Annotated in this window: 13 protein-coding genes; 10 read left to right on the top strand and 3 right to left on the bottom strand. The window is 71.3% G+C overall.

Annotation, left to right across the window (positions count from 1 at the left end):
• The first annotated feature begins 201 nt into the window (after positions 1–201).
• The 9 genes from ACVNF4_RS08455 (at position 202) to ACVNF4_RS08415 (ending at position 12079) form a co-directional block, all read left to right on the top strand.
• Positions 202–3180, top strand: a complete 2979-nt coding sequence (locus ACVNF4_RS08455) for a golvesin C-terminal-like domain-containing protein (RefSeq protein WP_461802071.1) — start codon at positions 202–204, stop codon at positions 3178–3180.
• Between the two features lie 143 nt (positions 3181–3323).
• Complete coding sequence (locus ACVNF4_RS08450; RefSeq protein ID WP_461802070.1) at positions 3324–4988, top strand: serine/threonine-protein kinase; 1665 nt, start codon at positions 3324–3326, stop codon at positions 4986–4988.
• A gap of 85 nt (positions 4989–5073) precedes the next feature.
• A complete protein-coding gene (locus ACVNF4_RS08445; RefSeq protein ID WP_461802069.1) occupies positions 5074–5709 on the top strand; it encodes an HAD family hydrolase in 636 nt (211 codons plus the stop codon).
• Positions 5702–6724, top strand: a complete 1023-nt coding sequence (locus ACVNF4_RS08440; RefSeq protein ID WP_461802068.1) for a LacI family DNA-binding transcriptional regulator — start codon at positions 5702–5704, stop codon at positions 6722–6724. Before ACVNF4_RS08445 ends, ACVNF4_RS08440 begins: the two co-directional genes overlap by 8 nt.
• 251 nt (positions 6725–6975) lie before the next feature.
• Positions 6976–7815 carry a carbohydrate ABC transporter permease gene (locus ACVNF4_RS08435; protein ID WP_461802067.1) on the top strand — a complete coding sequence of 280 codons (840 nt, stop codon included), beginning with the start codon at positions 6976–6978 and terminating at the stop codon, positions 7813–7815.
• On the top strand, positions 7815–8627 hold the full coding sequence (locus tag ACVNF4_RS08430; protein WP_461802066.1) for a carbohydrate ABC transporter permease: 813 nt from the start codon (positions 7815–7817) through the stop codon (positions 8625–8627). Before ACVNF4_RS08435 ends, ACVNF4_RS08430 begins: the two co-directional genes overlap by 1 nt.
• 38 nt (positions 8628–8665) lie before the next feature.
• On the top strand, positions 8666–10054 hold the full coding sequence (locus ACVNF4_RS08425) for an extracellular solute-binding protein (RefSeq protein WP_461802065.1): 1389 nt from the start codon (positions 8666–8668) through the stop codon (positions 10052–10054).
• Positions 10051–10701, top strand: coding sequence for a 2'-5' RNA ligase family protein (locus ACVNF4_RS08420; RefSeq protein ID WP_461802064.1), 651 nt, complete (start codon positions 10051–10053; stop codon positions 10699–10701). Before ACVNF4_RS08425 ends, ACVNF4_RS08420 begins: the two co-directional genes overlap by 4 nt.
• A gap of 286 nt (positions 10702–10987) precedes the next feature.
• Positions 10988–12079 carry an SGNH/GDSL hydrolase family protein gene (locus ACVNF4_RS08415; RefSeq protein ID WP_461802063.1) on the top strand — a complete coding sequence of 364 codons (1092 nt, stop codon included), beginning with the start codon at positions 10988–10990 and terminating at the stop codon, positions 12077–12079.
• Positions 12080–12095: 16 nt separating this feature from the next.
• Here the strand turns inward: ACVNF4_RS08415 and ACVNF4_RS08410 are convergent, their stop codons facing one another.
• The 3 genes from ACVNF4_RS08410 to ACVNF4_RS08400 form a co-directional block, all read right to left on the bottom strand.
• Positions 12096–12509 (bottom strand): hypothetical protein, encoded by a 414-nt coding sequence (locus tag ACVNF4_RS08410; RefSeq protein ID WP_461802062.1) that lies wholly within the window; start codon positions 12507–12509, stop codon positions 12096–12098.
• Between the two features lie 78 nt (positions 12510–12587).
• Positions 12588–14210, bottom strand: coding sequence for a transglycosylase domain-containing protein (locus ACVNF4_RS08405; protein ID WP_461802061.1), 1623 nt, complete (start codon positions 14208–14210; stop codon positions 12588–12590).
• Between the two features lie 79 nt (positions 14211–14289).
• Positions 14290–15363, bottom strand: a complete 1074-nt coding sequence (locus ACVNF4_RS08400) for a sigma factor-like helix-turn-helix DNA-binding protein (RefSeq protein WP_461802060.1) — start codon at positions 15361–15363, stop codon at positions 14290–14292.
• Between the two features lie 154 nt (positions 15364–15517).
• Between ACVNF4_RS08400 and ACVNF4_RS08395 the strand changes: the two genes are divergently transcribed.
• The gene (locus ACVNF4_RS08395) at positions 15518–16108 is read left to right on the top strand and encodes a SigE family RNA polymerase sigma factor (RefSeq protein ID WP_461802059.1); all 591 of its coding nucleotides are present in this window, start codon (positions 15518–15520) and stop codon (positions 16106–16108) included.
• The last annotated feature ends 114 nt before the right edge of the window (positions 16109–16222 follow it).

The following is a 16222-nucleotide window of genomic DNA, read 5'->3' as shown; positions in this document are numbered from 1 at the left end:
CGTGGATCTTTCGTGGATACCGTTCGGTAGACAATCGCCGGGCCCGTTCCGGGCATAGGGGACTGGTAGCTTCCGCTTCATGCGGCCCGGCCCCAGAGCTGTGCGGCCACCAGACCTTCGCCGATGCGTGACGCATCTGGACGGAACGGAAAACCCTTGCGCGTCTTCAGGGAGAACACAGAAGGACGGCACCGCCGGCGAGTGCCGAAAAGCAGGAGGGGGCGAATAGCGGCGGCCGGTGTGATGTCCGTGCTGGCCACGGCGGTCGTCGCGCCGCTCGCGTCGGCGACCTTGACGAGCCCGTCGCCGGACGACGCCACACCGTCCGACCGGGTCGCCGACACCTCCCAACTCCCTTCGGGATGGCGGAAGTCGGGCGACCGGATGGTCACCTACGACGGTGACGCGACCGGCTTCCACGTCCTCGTCGCCGACGCGGCGCACGCCTACACCTGGCGTACCGCGGCGACCCTCTCCGAGCCCGGCGTCGAGACCGACCGGTGGATCGGGCAGACCTGCGTGACGGGTTCGGGTGACAAGGCGGTCGTCGTCTACGCGCCCCGGCAGGCCGCCAACGACCAACAGAGCTTCCAGGAAGGTGCGTTCGCCGCCGTGGTCGACCTTGTCGACGGCGCCGTGACCAAGCTTCCGGAGCTGGTCTCCCTCGCCTACTTCAACCCCGGCTGCGGCGACGGCGAGCAGGCTGTGCTGACCCGGCCGAAGGGGGACGCCACTCAGCTGCTGACCGTCGACGCCGGGCCGAGGAGAATCGTCCGACAGCAGGTCGTGGCAGGGCAGTTGACCTCCGCCGTGCCGTTCGGGAGCGGGATCGCGGCATCGGCCGGCGACTCCGTAGTCTCGGTGGACGGCGAGGGTGGCGTCCGCACGCTCGCCAGGACCGCTGGGAAGCCGTTCCGGCTGGTGCCCGACGCGCAGACCGGGCTCGCCTACCAAGTCCCCTTCGGGAACAAGGGAGTTCAGGTCCGTCGCGTCACGTCCGGCGGCGCCGACCGGTTGCTCGGCTCCGGCGCGCTCGGCACCCTCGCCGTCCGAGGGGCCGACGGGCACGTCTTCGTCACCGGCGAGGACGCCCGGCGGAAGCTGAACAAGGCTGAGCTGCCGAGGAGTTGGCGGGCCCTGAGTGGCGTACCCGCCTCCGCCGAGCTGTCCACGACGGGCGCTCTCGCCCTCACCGGCGTCGGCAGCGGCACGGAAGCGGCGGGTGCCGAGCCGTCGGGCGCGGTCCCGGACGCCGGTGCCGCGCAGCCTGTCGGCATCGACGCCCTCGCGACGGGCACCGGAGCCGGGTTCGCGTTCCGGATACGGCCTGACGCGTTCCAGTCGGAGCAGGGGTCGGCGCAGTCGCCCGCACTCGGTGTGAGCAAGTCCCGCACGGGCGAGGCGAGTTCAGTCGCCGGCCTGCACGCCGACAGCGTCCGTACGGAACCCGTCGGAAGCGAGGGTGTCCAGCCCCCGGACGAGGACCCCGCCCACACCACCACCGACCCCGACCGCTCCTGCGCGGTCACCCGCAACGACCCGGACCTCCAGTCCCTCCAGCCCTCCCCGGCCATGGTCGAGTGGGCCACCGACCTCGCGGTCCAGGGCAAGCTGAACGTCCGGCGCCGCAAGGGCTGGAACGGCACCGACCTGGAGTCGTACAGCCCGCAGGGCATGTTCCCCCCGCTTCAACTCAAGGGCGGTGGAAGGGTTCCCGCGCAGATCATGCTCGGGGTGCTCGCCCAGGAGTCCAACCTGGCGCAGGCCACGACGAGGGCGTCCGCAGGGGAGAGTGGCAACTTCGTCCAAGGCGGCTACTACGGCAACGCCGGAAGCGTCCACACCGTCAACTGGGCCGGTGCGGACTGCGGTTACGGCATCGCGCAGGTCACCAGCGGCATGGCGAAGTCCGACACGACGACCTTCACCGACGAGCAGCGCAAGGCGATCACCGTCGACTACGCGGCGAACATCGCGGCCGGGCTGCGCATCCTCCAGGACAAGTGGAACCAGCTCTACGACCGGGGCGTACTCGCCAACGGCGGCGACCCGCGGTACCTGGAGAACTGGTGGTTCGCGCTCTGGGCGTACAACAGCGGTTTCAACCTGCCGAGTACGACGGAAAGCACGGCCCCCTGGGGTGTCGGCTGGTTCAACAACCCGGCCAACGGGCTCTACCCGGCGGACCGCAAGATGTTCCTCTCCTCGGGGTACGGGGACTCCCGTACCCCCAACCTGTGGACCTACCCCGAAAGGGTGATGGGTTGGGCGGCGTACTCCCTCCGGAAGAACGACCCCCAGACCGGCAAGCCCACCCCCGCGTTCACCGTCGGCTCCTGGCCGACCGGCAACGCGCCGGACGCGCAGCCCCCGCACGACACGTTCTGCACCCCGGACGGCAACGACTGCGACGTCACCAAGCCCCGCCAGGCGCCCGGCTCCAGCCAGCCGGTGGGGCCCTGCCAGCTCGACTCCTTCAAGTGCTGGTGGCACCAGCCGGTGACCTGGACCGACTGCGCGCAGACCTGTGGTACCGAGGTACTCAAGTATGAGGCGACCGACCCGGAGCCGGAGGTCACGCCGCTCCACCCGGCGGCCTGCACCTCCACCCTGCCGCCGGACGCGCTGATCGTCGACGACGTCCCGAACACCGTGAAGTTCCGCGTCGGTGCCGCCAACCCCTGTGCGGGGCAGCGGAATTGGGTCAGCCGGGGCACGCTGACGTTCACCTTCGGATCGGCCGAGCGGAACGGAGCGACGGTCTACCCCTCGAAGATCGACTTCCATCAGCTGGGCGCCGGGTTCGGCGGGCACTTCTGGCTCACCCACACCCGGGTGCCGGCCTTCACCGACTCGGTCGTCACCGGGACCTGGACCCCTGACCGAACCCTTAAGGGCCGGGCCGAGGTCCTGGTCCACCTGCCCGACCACCAGGCCGACACCCCCTCGGCGACCTACCGCATCGACCTCGGCGACGGCACGGTCCTGGAGAAGACCGTCTCCCAGGACACCGGGGGCGAGAACACCTGGCTCTCCCTGGGTTCGTACGAGTTCCACGGCACCCCCAGCGTCTCGCTCAGCTCGGCCACCGCCGACGGCACGGGCGACGCGGCGATCGCCTGGGACGCGCTGGCCTTCGTCCCACAGCCCCACGAGCCGTCGGACGCGGTCACCCCCTAGGGGAGACCACCCGGGCCACAGGGGGGAGCGGCACAGCCGTCACCTGCGGGAAGGGCCGGCTCCAAGCTGCTCCCCGATCCTCGTCGCCGCAGCGCGCCGTCTAGGCTCCTGTTGATCGTTCGAACACGGGGGAAGGAATCGCGATGGGGGACGAAGGCGCGGGATTCCCGCCGCTCCAGTGGGACGACCCTCAAGTGGCGGGCGGCTACCGGCTGGTGGCGCGGCTGGGCGCCGGAGGCATGGGGCGCGTCTACCTGTCGTACACGCAGGGTGGCCGGGCCGTCGCGGTCAAGGTCGTCCGGCCGGAGCTGGCCGACGACCCGGTGTTCAGAAGACGGTTCCACCGCGAGGTGAAGGCGGCCCGGCGGGTACGGGGCGCCTACACCGCCGAACTGGTCGACGCCGACGCGGACGGCGTACCGCCGTGGCTGGCGACCCTGTACGTGCCCGGCCCCTCCCTCTCCGAACTCGTCGCCCGGCGTGGGGCGTTGCCGGTTCCCGCTGCGCTGTGGCTGATGGCGGGCGTGGCCGAGGCGCTGGCGGCCATTCACGAAGTCGGTGTCGTGCACCGGGACTTGAAGCCGTCGAACGTGCTGCTCGCCTCCGACGGGCCCCGGGTCATCGACTTCGGCATCTCCACGGCCCCCGACGCCACCGCGCACACCACTCAGGGCGCCACCATCGGCACACCCCAGTACATGGCCCCGGAACAGGCGTCCTCCGGTGAGATCACCCCGGCGACCGACGTGTTCGCGCTCGGGCAGACCGTGGCGTTCGCCGCGCTGGGGGAGCCGCTGTACGGGAACGGGCCGGCGCTCAACGTGATGTACCGGATCGTGAACTCCGAGCCGGACCTGTCGGCGGTGCCCGAGCGGCTACGGCCGATCCTCGCACGATGCCTGGAGAGCGATCCGCAGAAGCGTGCCGCTCCGGCGGAGATCGTCGCCTGGTGCCGGCGGGAGCTGGGGCCGGAGGCTGATATCTCCGGGGGGCCGGAGGTATGGCGCGAGGTCGTGGGGCCACCGGTGCCGGCGCCCGAACCCGTACCCCTGCCCGTACCCGTAGTACCCACGGCCGTGCCCACTGCCGTGCCCACCCTGGCGGCGACCAGGGCGTGGGGGCCTCCCCCTGAGGTGGTACGGGCCGATCGGCGCCGTACGCGGCTGATCGCGGGCATCGGAGGGCTGTTGGCCCTGCCGATGCTGGGTTCGCTGATCTGGCTGGGGGCGGAGGTGGTCAAGGCGGGCCGCGAGCGGGCCGGGAACTCGTCCTCCGCCTCACCCTTCCCGTCCGCTCCCGGCAAGGCCGTCTCGGGGGAGTCCGCCGACGGTGTGGGCGCGGGATCGGGCGCGGGATCGGACGCGGGGCCGGGTGCGGGATCCGGCGCGGGCCACCCAACCGCCTCCGCGTCGCCTCAGCTCCGCGCACACCCCTATGCCCTGCTCACACTGGACGAGAAGAACTCGATCAGCCTCAGGGAGCCCGTGGAGCGCGAGGACCGCAAGGGAGACATCCGCCTCGTCTGCGGTTCCGTCTCCTGCTCGCTGAAGAGCAGCACCAGCGCGCTGCTGCTGCTCTACGGCAAGCCGGGCGACGGCACGTACGACACGTGCCGTCTGATGCTCGCGCGGGCCGACACCAGCGGCACGGACCTCCCGCTGGCCGCCGTCGCGGGAGGCAGCGAGATCTGCGTCAAGACCCGCTCCGGAGACGTCGGCGTGCTCGTGATCCAGATCAAGTCGACCGCCCTGCCCACCGCCGGGATCAGTTTCCTACAGGCCGATCTGACGGTCTGGCGCGCAGGCTAGGGCTGCCCAGGGCTACCTCCGATGTACGGGAGCACCCTTACCGGCCGTCGGCGCCCCGTTTCCCCACGGCCGCTATCATCCGCACGTGGAACGTTCCCAAGGCTCACCCTCAGCCCCGCACACCCCCCTCGTCGTCTGGGACCTCGGCGGTGTCCTGGCCCCCTCGGGCCAGGCCCTCACCGCACTGGCCGAGGCCCTGGACATACCCGAGGACGAGTTCGCCGTCCCCTACTGGGCCCACCGGGACCCGTACGACGTCGGAGGGACCCCCACCGAGTACTGGGGTCTCATCGGCAAGGCGCTCGGCAGGACCTTCGACGCGGAGTGGATCGAGCGGCTGGACCGGATCGACACGGCCGGCTGGGCGGTGCTCGCGGACGAGTCGGCGGACCTCCTGGACCGGATCGCCCGCCGGGGCGCCCCCCTCGGGGTGCTTTCCAACGCGCCCGCGTCCCTCGCGACGGCCGTACGGCGGGCCGCGTGGAGCGGGCGGTTCGAGACGCTCGTCTTCTCCGCCGACCTCGGCGTCATGAAGCCGGACCCGGACGTCTACCGGCGTGCCGACGAACGGTTCGGCAGGGCGCCGTCCGATGTCGTCTTCTTCGACGACCGCCCCGTCAACGTCGAGGCGGCCCGCTCCCACGGGTGGCGGGCGCACGTGTGGACCGGCGCGGAAGCGGCGGCCGGTGTACTGGTCCGCGAAGGCGTCCTCGATGGCTGACCGGCCGCGCAACCCGACGATCATAGACGTGGCCAGACTCGCCGGAGTCTCCAAGTCCGTTGTCTCCAGGGTCGTTTCGGGACGCGGCAGCGTGGGGGAGGAGACCCGGGAGCGCGTGGTCCGCGCGGCGCGGGAACTCGGGTACGTCGTCAACGCCTCGGCCCGTGCGATGGTCGCGCACCGCACGTACACCGTCGGCGCGTTCGTCCGTGACGCGGCAACTCCCTTCTACGGGCACCTTCTTACGGCTCTCCAGGAGCGAGCGGCCTTCCACGGCTACCGAGTTGTCACCGCGACCGGGTCGGGGCGGTTCGAAGTCGACGAGGAGTGCCGGGCGTTGGAGACGCTGGCGATGCTCCGCGTCGAGGCGCTCATCGTGTGCAGCGGGCTGCTGCCGAGCGAGCAGATCCTCCCGTTCGCCGCCCGTCTGCCGACCGTCGTCGCCGGCCGGCCCGAGACGCACCCGAGCATCACCAGCGTCTACTGCGACGAGGAGCACGGCGGCGCCGCCCTCGCAGACCACCTCCTCGACCTCGGCCACCGCGAGGTCGCCGTCGTCACCGTCCCGCACAGCGACTCCGTCACGATGGGCCCCCGCACCGAGGCCATGGTCCGCCGCCTGCGCGAACGCGGCGCGCGGGTGCTGGAGATCCCGGGGGCGCAGCGGGACACCGCCGGTGCCTGGGTCACCGAGGTGCAGCGCCACCCCGGCATCACCGCCGTGATGGCCCCCAGCGACCGGCACGCCATCGCCTTCCTCGAACAGCTCCGGCTGCGCGGGATCGACGTACCCGGAGAACTCTCCGTAACCGGTTACGACGCGATCGGCGACCTCGCGACTCCCCTGATCGGCCTCACCCACTGGCGCCAGCCGATCGGCCTCATCGGCAGCAGGGCGGTCGACGCCCTGGTCCAGCTCCTCGACGGGGAGCGCCCCCCGGCCCACCACCAGGCACTGCCTGGCTCTCTGGTCGTAGGGGGGACCACAGGGGTGCCGGGGGAGCGGAGAGGGTGAAGGGAGGGGTGCGAGCGGGCTGAGCCCTGCCGTCCCGCCCGCGTGGGCCGAATCGCCCCGACGCGGCCATCCCCGCACGGGCCGAATCGCCCCCTCCACCCCACCCGCCTCATTTTGCCCACTGTTCACTCAGAAGGCACTGTCCCCGCTCGCACCTTGATGGGAACGTTCCACACATGCCCGTTGGGAACGTTCCACTCCGCCCGCCACCGCGCGCTCGCCGTAGAGCCGCCGCCCTGGCCGGCCCTCTCATGGCCCTCCCCTGCCTGGCCCTCCTGCTGGTCTTCGCGTACTGGCCGGTGGTCCGGGGTGCCGTGCTGAGCACGTACGACAGCGACCTCCTCGGCGAGCCGACGGTCTTCGTCGGCCTGAAGCACTACGGGGAACTGCTCACCGACCCCGACCTGAGGCGGGCACTGCTCGCGACGGCGGCGATCGCGGGGCTGAGCGTCGTCCTGGCCGTGGGCGGCGCGCTCGCGGCGGCACTGCCCCTGCGGCGCGCGGCGGCGAAGCCGAGGGCGATCGTGTCGGTGCTGCTGTCACTGCCGTTCGCGTACTCCTCGGCAGCGGCGTCGGCGGTCTTCGCGGGCCTGCTCGCACCGGCGGTCGGCACCCTGAACGAAGTGCTCGCGACCATCGGCATCACCGGCCCGCAGTGGCTCAACTCCCCTGTCTGGGCGGTGATCTCGATCTCGATGGCCACCGCCTGGTACGAATTCGGCTTCGCCTTCCTCGTGTTGCTGGCCGCGCTCTCCCAACTCGACCAGAACGTCATCGAGGCGGCGGCGCTGGACGGCGCGTCGGGGCTGCGGCTCGCGCGCTCGGTGATCGTGCCGATGCTGCGCCCGAGCCTGGTGTTCCTGCTGGTCACGCAGACGATCAGCGGCCTCCAGGTGTTCACGCAGGTGCAGGTCCTGACCCGGGGCGGCCCGGCGGGGGCGACGTCCACGCTGGTGTACGAGCTGTACCGGCGCGCGTTCGGCGACGCGCTGCCCCAGGTCGGCTCGGCGTCGACACTCGCGGTCGTCCTTCTGCTCCTGGTCCTCGCCATCACCGCCCTCCAGTTCAGGGTGGTGCGGAGGTGGACGTGATGAAGCGGCGACTCCCTTCACTGGCCCGCTGGTTGTGGCTCACCGCAGTTGTCGCGGCCGTCGCGTTCCCCGTGTACGTCACCGTCGTCACCGCGCTCATGCCGCAGGCGGACGTCTCGGCGGGCCGGCTGATCCCCCGCCGGCTGACCCTTGCCAACCTCGAAACGGCCCTGGACTCGGCGCCGTTGATCCGCCAGTACCTGGTCAGCGTGAGCGTCACGACGCTCCAGTCGGCGGCCCAGCTCGTGACGGCGGCGCTGGCGGCGTACGCGCTGGTGTTCCCGCGCTGGCGCGGCCGGGGCCTGGTCTTCGCGCTGGTGCTGGCGACGCTCGCGTTCCCCGGGGAGAGCCTCGTCATCCCCAACTACGAGACGGTGCAGGGGCTGGGGCTGCGGGACGCGCTCCTCGGCATCGCTCTGCCGTATCTCACCGCCGGTTACGCCGTGTTCCTGCTGCGTCAGGCGTTCCTCGCGCTGCCGAGGGAGGTGTGGGAGGCCGCCCGGCTCGACGGCTGCGGCGAACTGCGGGCCCTGCTGCACGTCGTACTGCCCATGGCGCGGTCCCAGTTGGTGACGGCGGCGCTGTGGTGCGCGCTGTCCGCCTGGAACGGCTACTTCTGGCCGCTGTTGATCACCGACTCTCCCGGGCGGCGCACGATTCAGGTCGGGTTGGCGCAACTCGTCGTCGACCAGGCGACCTCCCCGGCCGTGATCTATGCCGGGACTCTCGTCGTCCTCCTGCCGACTCTGCTGCTCGTCCTGTTCGGCCAGCGGTTCCTGGTCCGAGGGCTCGCCTCGCGGGTCACGGCGTGAACGCGTTTCTCAACCCCCGTACAGCAAAGGGAAATCCCATGCCCAGACGTCCCTACACGCAGGCCGCCTGTCTGGTGGCGGCGGCCCTCGCCCTCACCGCCTGCGGCGGCACCGGCACCGGCGCCGGCAAGGCGGCCGACGGCACCGCACCCGGCCCCTCGGCGCTGGCGAAGGCCACCGCACCGGTCACCGTGACCCTCTGGCACGGACTCGGCGGCCCCGCGGGCAAGGCGCTCCAGGCCGAGATCGACGCGTTCAACCGGGCCAACAACGGGAAGATCACGGTCAAGGCGTCCTTCCAGGGGAGTTACGCCGACGCCATCGCGAAGTACACCTCGGCCGTGCGGGGCGGTGGCACGCCGAGCGTGATGATCTCCAACGACATCACCACCGGCTATCTGCGCGACGCCGGCCAGACGGTCTCCGCCCAGGCCATGGCCGCCGCCAACCCCGGCGACCTCGACCTCACCAAACTCCGTCCGGCCGCGCGGAGTTACTACACGGCGGACGGCAAGCTGCTCGCCGTCCCGCTCAACACGTCGATGCCGATGCTGTACGTCAACGACAAGCTGCTGGACCGCGCGGGAGTGGACCCGGCAACTCTCGGCACACTGAACGGAGTTGCGGTGGCGGCCCGGCAGGTGCACGAGCGGATCCCCGGGGTGAAGGGCATCGACCAGCCCTTCGACGGCTGGTGGTTCGAGCAGCTCACTGCCGGAGCCGGGGCGGCGTACTGCACACCGGACAACGGCCGGGGCAGCTTCGGGGCCACCGCGTCGAGCCTGACCGGCGGAGCGCAGCGGGCCGCGATCGGCACCATGGCGAAGCTCTACACCGACGGCGTCGCCCTCGACACCGGCACCGACGGAAACGCGGCGCTCACCGCCTTCACCTCGGGCAAGACGGCCATGATGCTGAACTCCAGCGGCGCCATCGGCGGCCTCACCACGGCCGGCATGAAGGACTACACCGCACTGCCCTACCCCGTGTCGGGACCGTCGTCGACGTCCGGCGCGCTCATCGGCGGCGCCGCGATGTGGGTGGACCGGGCAGGGCACGACGCGGCCGAGCAGGTGGCGAGCTGGAAGCTGATCAGCTACCTCGCCTCTGCCCCCGCGCAGGAGCGGTTCGCGATGGCCTCCGGGTACGCGCCGGTCAACACCGACGTCGACAACTCCCCGGCATGGAAGCAGTTCCTGGCCGGTCACAAGCAATACGCCGCTCTCGCCCGGCAGTTCGCGAACACCCCGGCGAACACGGCGACTTCGGGTTGCCTCACCGGAGCCATGGCGGGGGTGCGCGACGTCGTCGTACCCCAGATGCAGCAGGCGTTCAGCGGGCGGATCCCGCTGGACAGTGCGCTCAAGTCGGCGCAGGAAAAAGCCACTTATAAGATCCAGGACTATCGGAAGCAGGCCGGACAGTGACGTACACGGACCGATTCGCCCAAGCCCCCGGCGACCCCTACCGCTACGGCGTCTACCTCCGCCCCGACCCCGCGACCTGCGCCGCGGTGACCGCCGTCACCTCCCAACTGCGCGCGCAGTACGGGCTCGTGTCGGCCGGCGCCTTCCCGCCCCACGCGACCCTCGTGGGCAGCCGGCACCTGCCCGTCGACGAGAGGCTGATCGTCGAGGCGGTGGGCGCCGCCGTGGCGGACGTCCCCGCCTTCACCGTCCACAACGCGGGCGTCCGCCGCATGGGCGTGGGTCTCGTGTACGACGTCCACCACCTCGCCGACGGCACCACCCCCAACGCCGAGTTCACCGCTCTCGCGGCCCGCGTCGACGCCGCGATACTCCCCCTGGAGACGCCCGCCCCGAACCCCGCCCCCCACCCCTTCGACGCGGCCGGCTTCCGCGCCCACCTCTCCCTCCTGTCCCACGACATGTACGTGCGGCCGGAGTTGTACGAGGAGGTCGTGGCGTACGCCGAGGGCCTGCCCGTCCCCTTCTCGACGACCTTCCCCGGCGACACCGTCTCCCTCTACCGCACCCGCAGCGAGGACTGGACGGGCCGTTGGTGGACGACGCTGAGCTGGGAGCACGTGCGGTCGTGGACGCTGGGGGAGTGAGGGGCGGGCACGGCTGACGGCGTCGGGGAGTGCCCCGGAACTCCCACCGGAAACCTCACCGAAAGATTCACCGGGAGCCGTGCCGGTAACTCCCCTGAAAACGCCCGGAGTTCGTGATCGGACTCCGGGCGGTGAGTGACGTGTGGTGTGCACAGGGATTGACGGGACGGTGCGGCGCGGTCACCTTGTACACCGCCCGAGCGGGAGCGCTCCCGCAGCCGTCTAGTCGAACGAGGACGACGTCATGCCTTTTGAGCCGCAACGCACCTTTTCTCGACGCACGTTGATGACAGCCGCCGCGGCCGGTCTGGTGACCACCGTCGCCCTCCCCACCAGAGTGACCGCCGCGACCGCCGCCGCGACCGGGTACCGCACGGTCGGCAGGACGGCGCCGGCCGCCGACGGATACGTCCAATTCACCTGGCCCGGCGTCTACTTCGAGGGCCGCTTCACGGGGACCGGAGTCGGCGTCGTGCTCGACGACTCCGTCAACGACTACGACGTGCAGATCGACGGCGTCACCGTGCGCACCCTGGTGACGCCGGGGCGCACCACCGCCTGGATCGGCGGCCTCTCCAACGCCACGCACAGCGTGCGGCTCGTCAAACGGACCGAGAGCGCCTGGGGCGGCGTCGGGAAGTTCGGTGGCTTCCTGGCCGCGAGCGGCGGTGCGATCCTGTCGCCGCCGGCCGACCGGACGCGGCAGATCGAGTTCATCGGCGACTCCATGACCGCTGGGTACGGCAACATCTCCGGCGTCCGGGACTGTTCGGGGGTCGGGGGCGTCGACCGCAACACGAACTCCGACCTCTCCTTCGGCGCGCTGACGGCGCGGGCGCTCGGCGCGGACCACCACCTCGACGCCTTCTCCGGCCGGGGAATGGTCCGCAACTACGCCGGGACCAGCCCCGGCACGGACTACCGCACCTACTACGACCGGGTGTTGCTCGCCGTCGACGGCAACGTCTGGCAGCGTCCGGCGAGTTGGCAGCCCCAGCTCGTCGTCGTCGGTCTCGGCGCCAACGACTTCTCCACCTCTCTCCACTCCGGCGAGGCGTGGACGACGGAGGCGCAGCTGGTCGCGGCCTACGAGAGCGCTTACCACGGCTTTCTGGACAAGCTCCGAGGCCGCTACGGCTCCCAGCCGCACCTCCTGCTGAGCTCCACCCAGGTCTCCAGCTCCACCGTCTTCCGGGACACCGTCGACCGCATCGTCCGTACCCGTAATACTCAAGGCGACCAGCGCGTACACCACTGGTACTTCGGGGACGCCTCCCTCGACCTCCTCGCCTGCGACTGGCACCCCTCCGCCCGGGACCACCGCACCCTCTCCGGCCTCCTCGTCAACCGCCTCTCCAGCATTCCGCTGAACTGGTGAGGCACGGCCGGAGTGCTCACCTCGCCGCGTGGCGCTCGTACAGGCCGTTCAGCTGCCGGACCCAGAAGATCTCCCTCTCCTCCTTGGAGGCGCTCAGGGAGAGCAGCCCGAGGTCCTTGGCCAACCCGTAGAAGCCGGAACCCGCGTCGTTGGCATTGAGGTAGATCACCAGGGCCGACAGCATCAACGCGGGTTCGGCGGGGTCGAGTTGCTGGTCCTCCCGCACGATCAGCCACAGCAGATGCCCCATGGCGGCCCGGTCGCCGGCGCTTGAGAAGTCGAACGCCCGGCAGCCGGTCCGCTCGGCCAGGGTGTTGCTGAGTTCGGTGTAGTTGGTGTCCTTGCGCCGCCCGGCCAGCTCGATGAGGAACTCGCGCCCCGCGAAAGTCAGTTCACGCCACTCGCTGTCCTCGCGCCCGTATGTCGACACCTGAACTCCTTCGCGGTGGATCGATCTCGGATCGCGAAGGTATCCCGCGGGCGTGCCGCGACCCAACTGCCGTGCCCCCTACGGCGGGACGTCACGAACACCTGCCCGGGTCGACCCCCAGAGCTGCGCCACAACCCCTTGCGCGACCTCGGTCGGCGCCGGGGAGTTGGGTAGCTGGGCGGGGACGGTCGTGTTCTTCTTCTTGCCCGGCCGGTCGGCGAACAGCACGGCGGTCAGGGCGAGTTCACCGTCCAGGCGGGTGGACCAGACGGTCCGGCGGGTGATCCCGCCGCCCGCCCCCGCGGTGAAGAACCCCTCACCGAACCCGGCTCCGCCGCCACCACCGCCCTCACCGAACCCCGCCCGGCCGTACATCGTCGCCCCCACCACGAACGCCTCCTTCTCCCCGAGCACCCGCCGCGTCTCGGGACGTGCCGTGTACAGCGTCCGCCCGCCCCGGCTGATCTCCGCGACCGTGTAGGGCGTCGCGTACACGCCGTTCGCGGCGACGGCCGCGTATGCGGCTGACAGCTTCAGCGGGGTCGGTGCGGGGGAGCGGCTCAACGAACCGAGCGGGTCTGCCAGTCGGACCTGGGCGAACGGCTCCAGCGCCGTGCCCGCCTCGACGGCGCCGTCGACCGCGTCGTTGAACGGCTGCCGGGCGTAGTCCGCACCGCCGTACAGGAGCCGCACCGCGCCGTCCCTGGGACGGACGGCGACGACGGCGGTGTGCAGCCGGGTTCCCGCACGCCCCTTGAGGGACTTCACCGACTCGGTCGCGGCGTCCTGGAGGGCGAGGTCGAAGGTGGTCCGCACGGTGTAGCCGCCCCGCGCCAACTCGTCGCCGGAGATGCCGAGTTCATGCGCGGCCTCCTTCGCGGCCACATCGATCATGTACTGACGCTGCCCCTCGGTCGTCCCCGGCGGATAGAACCGGAACGCGGGGAAGACGGCCCCCTGTCGCTGCGCGGCCGTGATCGACCCGCCCGCCTCCATCGCGTCGAGCACCCACTCCCACCGGTCCTGGAGCTTCGCGGTGACCTGGGGATCGGAGCCCGCCTTCTCGTAGTACGAGGGGATGTTGACGATCGCGGCGAGCGCGGCGCCCTGCGAGACGGTGAGGGCGCGCGTGCCGACGCCGAAGTAGTTCCGCGAGGCGGCCTCGATGCCGGCCGAACCCCGGCCGAAGTAAACGGTGTTGAGATAGCCCGCGAGGATCTCGTCCTTGGACCGCGTACGGTCCAGCTTGATCGCGATCAACGCCTCCCGCAGTTTCCGGGACATGGACTGCTCCGGGGTCAACAGGGCGTTCTTCACGTACTGCTGGGTGATGGTGGACCCGCCCTGCCGCTCACCCCCGGTCACCGACGCCAGCACCGCGCGGGCGACCGCTTTCGGTGAAACCCCCTTGTCCGTACGGAAAGAGCGGTTCTCGGCGGCGATCACCGCGTCCTGCACATAGCGCGGGACGGCCGAGAGCGGCACCTCCTGCCGGTCGACGGGACCACGCCGCCCCAGATAGGCACCCCGGCCGTCGGTGAAGACAGTGCTCTGCGTGACGGTGTCGGGATGCGGCTCGGGGATCTCCGTCATCCGGTAGGCGACGACGGCCGCCACACACACCACCACGATCAACACCCCTACGACGACGAGGAGTCGGCGCAGCCAACGCCCCCGGGTACGGCGGAGCCGACGGCGCAACGGGATACGGAGACGCTGGGAGCGCCGGGTTCGGCGTCCCCCTCCCCGCACGGCATCTCCCTCGACGGCACCGGCCACTTCACTCACCCCCACCGAACCGCGCGACAGCCCGCCCACCCGCGTCGTACACCGTCACCACAACCCCCTTCTCCCCGATCGCCTCCTTCAACTCCCCCATCCCGAAAGGCTTCGGGAGATACCAGACCCCCCACCCCGGACCCCCCGCCAGCGTGAGCACCGACCCGACGAGAACCTCCCCGCCCACCCGCACCTCGACCCGGCGCGGATCAGCGGACAGCCCCTCGTACCGCCCGGCCACGAAGTACCGTTCGTCGTCCAGCAGTTGAACCCGTGCCGAGACCCCGCCCCGCTTCTGCGCACTCTCCCCAGCGGCGGGGACGGCGGCCACCGGCGTCGACCAGTGCTCACCGCCGGAGGTCAGCCACACCTTCAACCCTGTTACAGGCTCGACCCGTTCACCGGGCGCCACCACCCGGATCGGCCCCGGCACGACCTCACCCACCCGAGCCCCCGCCCGGTCCGGAGCAGCGGCCCCGCTGATCCCCGGGATCCCGACCTGTTCCGCCACGAACACCCCCGGCGCCGCGAGCAACAGCACACCCCCGGCCACCCCCACCCCGATCCGCCGACGCCGCAACTCCCGCCCCCGCCGCACGACATCCGCCTCACCCAACGGCACGTCACCACAACCATCCCCGCCCCCCGCCCCCTCGGCGAGGACCGCGAAGAGTTCGAGCAACCGCTCCCGCCCCCCGCACACCGCGAGCCCCCGCTGAGCCCGCCCCCTGACCGCACCCACCGAACACCCCAGCACCTGCGCGGTCTCGACCTCCCCGAGCCCCTCCCGGTACAGCAGCACGAGCACGACCCGCTGCCGCGCGGACAACCGCGCCAACTCCCCCCGCCGCGCCCCGGACCGGCGCCGCAGGTACCGCTTGACGAGGAACCGCCGGACATAGAAGTCGACGTCGTCCCGGGGGATGCGCCGCCAGCGGGCGTGCGTTCTCACCAGGGTGTCACGCACCAGCTCCACGGCCCCGCCGCGCTCCAGGCACAGCAGGAGCGCGGTCGTGACCAGCCGTTTTTGATTCGACCGGACGTACGCGGCGAAGTCGTCGTGGGGGTACGGCACTTGGGTGGTCCTTCGGTGCGGGAGGAGAGGGAGCCGGGAACTGGTGTGCGACGTCTTCCTCTTGGGTTGTGTTTCGATGTACGCGACCTACGGGACCTGTACGCACGGCGAGGACGGTCAGGTTGCACGGCTTTTCCAGACTTCCGGCGGAGGCATGACCGAGGACGAGTTCGACGCGTTCTACGCGACCGCGTTCCCCCGGCTGATCGGCCAGCTCACGGCGTTCACCGGGGACCACGGCGAAGCGCAGGACGTCGTCCAGGAGGCGTTCGTACGCGCCTGGAACCGCCGTAAGGACTTCCTCGCCGACGAGGCGCCGGAGGCGTGGATCCGGACGGTGGCGATCCGCCTCGCGGTCAGCCGCTGGCGCCGGGCGCGACGCTGGCTGGAGCTGGTGCGCCGCACCCCGCCGCCCGAGTCCGCGCCGGGCCCCGACCCCGACCGTGCCGCGCTGGTCACCGCGCTGCGCCGGATCCCCCCGGCCCAGCGGATGGCGATCGTCCTGCACCACCTGTGCGACCTGAGCGTCGAGCAGGTAGCCTCCGAGACGGGTGCGCCCGTGGGCACCGTCAAGGCCAGACTCTCCCGGGGACGCGCGGCGTTGGCACAGCACCTGACCGTGGACGAGACGGTGGACGAGGCGGCCGGCAAGGCACCCGACAACGCGGCGGACGCGACCGCCGACAGCGCGGCCGGCGGTACAGCGCACGGTACGGCCGGAAAGGAGAACGGCCGTGTCGGATGAACTCACCCGCGCCCTCCACGAGTTGGCGTCCGCTCACGAGACACCGCCCCCCGTATCCGGCGCCGAGATCCGCGCCCGCGCGGCCCGCCGGTCCCGCCGCCGCACGACCGCCGC

The organism is Streptomyces sp. S6, assembly GCF_054880855.1.
The sequence above is the reverse complement of the archived record's forward strand: the minus strand, read 5'-3'. Positions and strand labels throughout refer to the sequence as shown.

Coding starts and splice junctions, on each gene's coding strand:
- ACVNF4_RS08425 (WP_461802065.1), top strand. CDS start 8,666: ATGCCCAGACGTCCCTACACGCAGGCCGCCTGTCTGGTGGCGGCGGCC.
- ACVNF4_RS08450 (WP_461802070.1), top strand. CDS start 3,324: ATGGGGGACGAAGGCGCGGGATTCCCGCCGCTCCAGTGGGACGACCCT.
- ACVNF4_RS08440 (WP_461802068.1), top strand. CDS start 5,702: ATGGCTGACCGGCCGCGCAACCCGACGATCATAGACGTGGCCAGACTC.
- ACVNF4_RS08415 (WP_461802063.1), top strand. CDS start 10,988: ATGACAGCCGCCGCGGCCGGTCTGGTGACCACCGTCGCCCTCCCCACC.
- ACVNF4_RS08430 (WP_461802066.1), top strand. CDS start 7,815: ATGAAGCGGCGACTCCCTTCACTGGCCCGCTGGTTGTGGCTCACCGCA.
- ACVNF4_RS08395 (WP_461802059.1), top strand. CDS start 15,518: ATGACCGAGGACGAGTTCGACGCGTTCTACGCGACCGCGTTCCCCCGG.
- ACVNF4_RS08435 (WP_461802067.1), top strand. CDS start 6,976: ATGGCCCTCCCCTGCCTGGCCCTCCTGCTGGTCTTCGCGTACTGGCCG.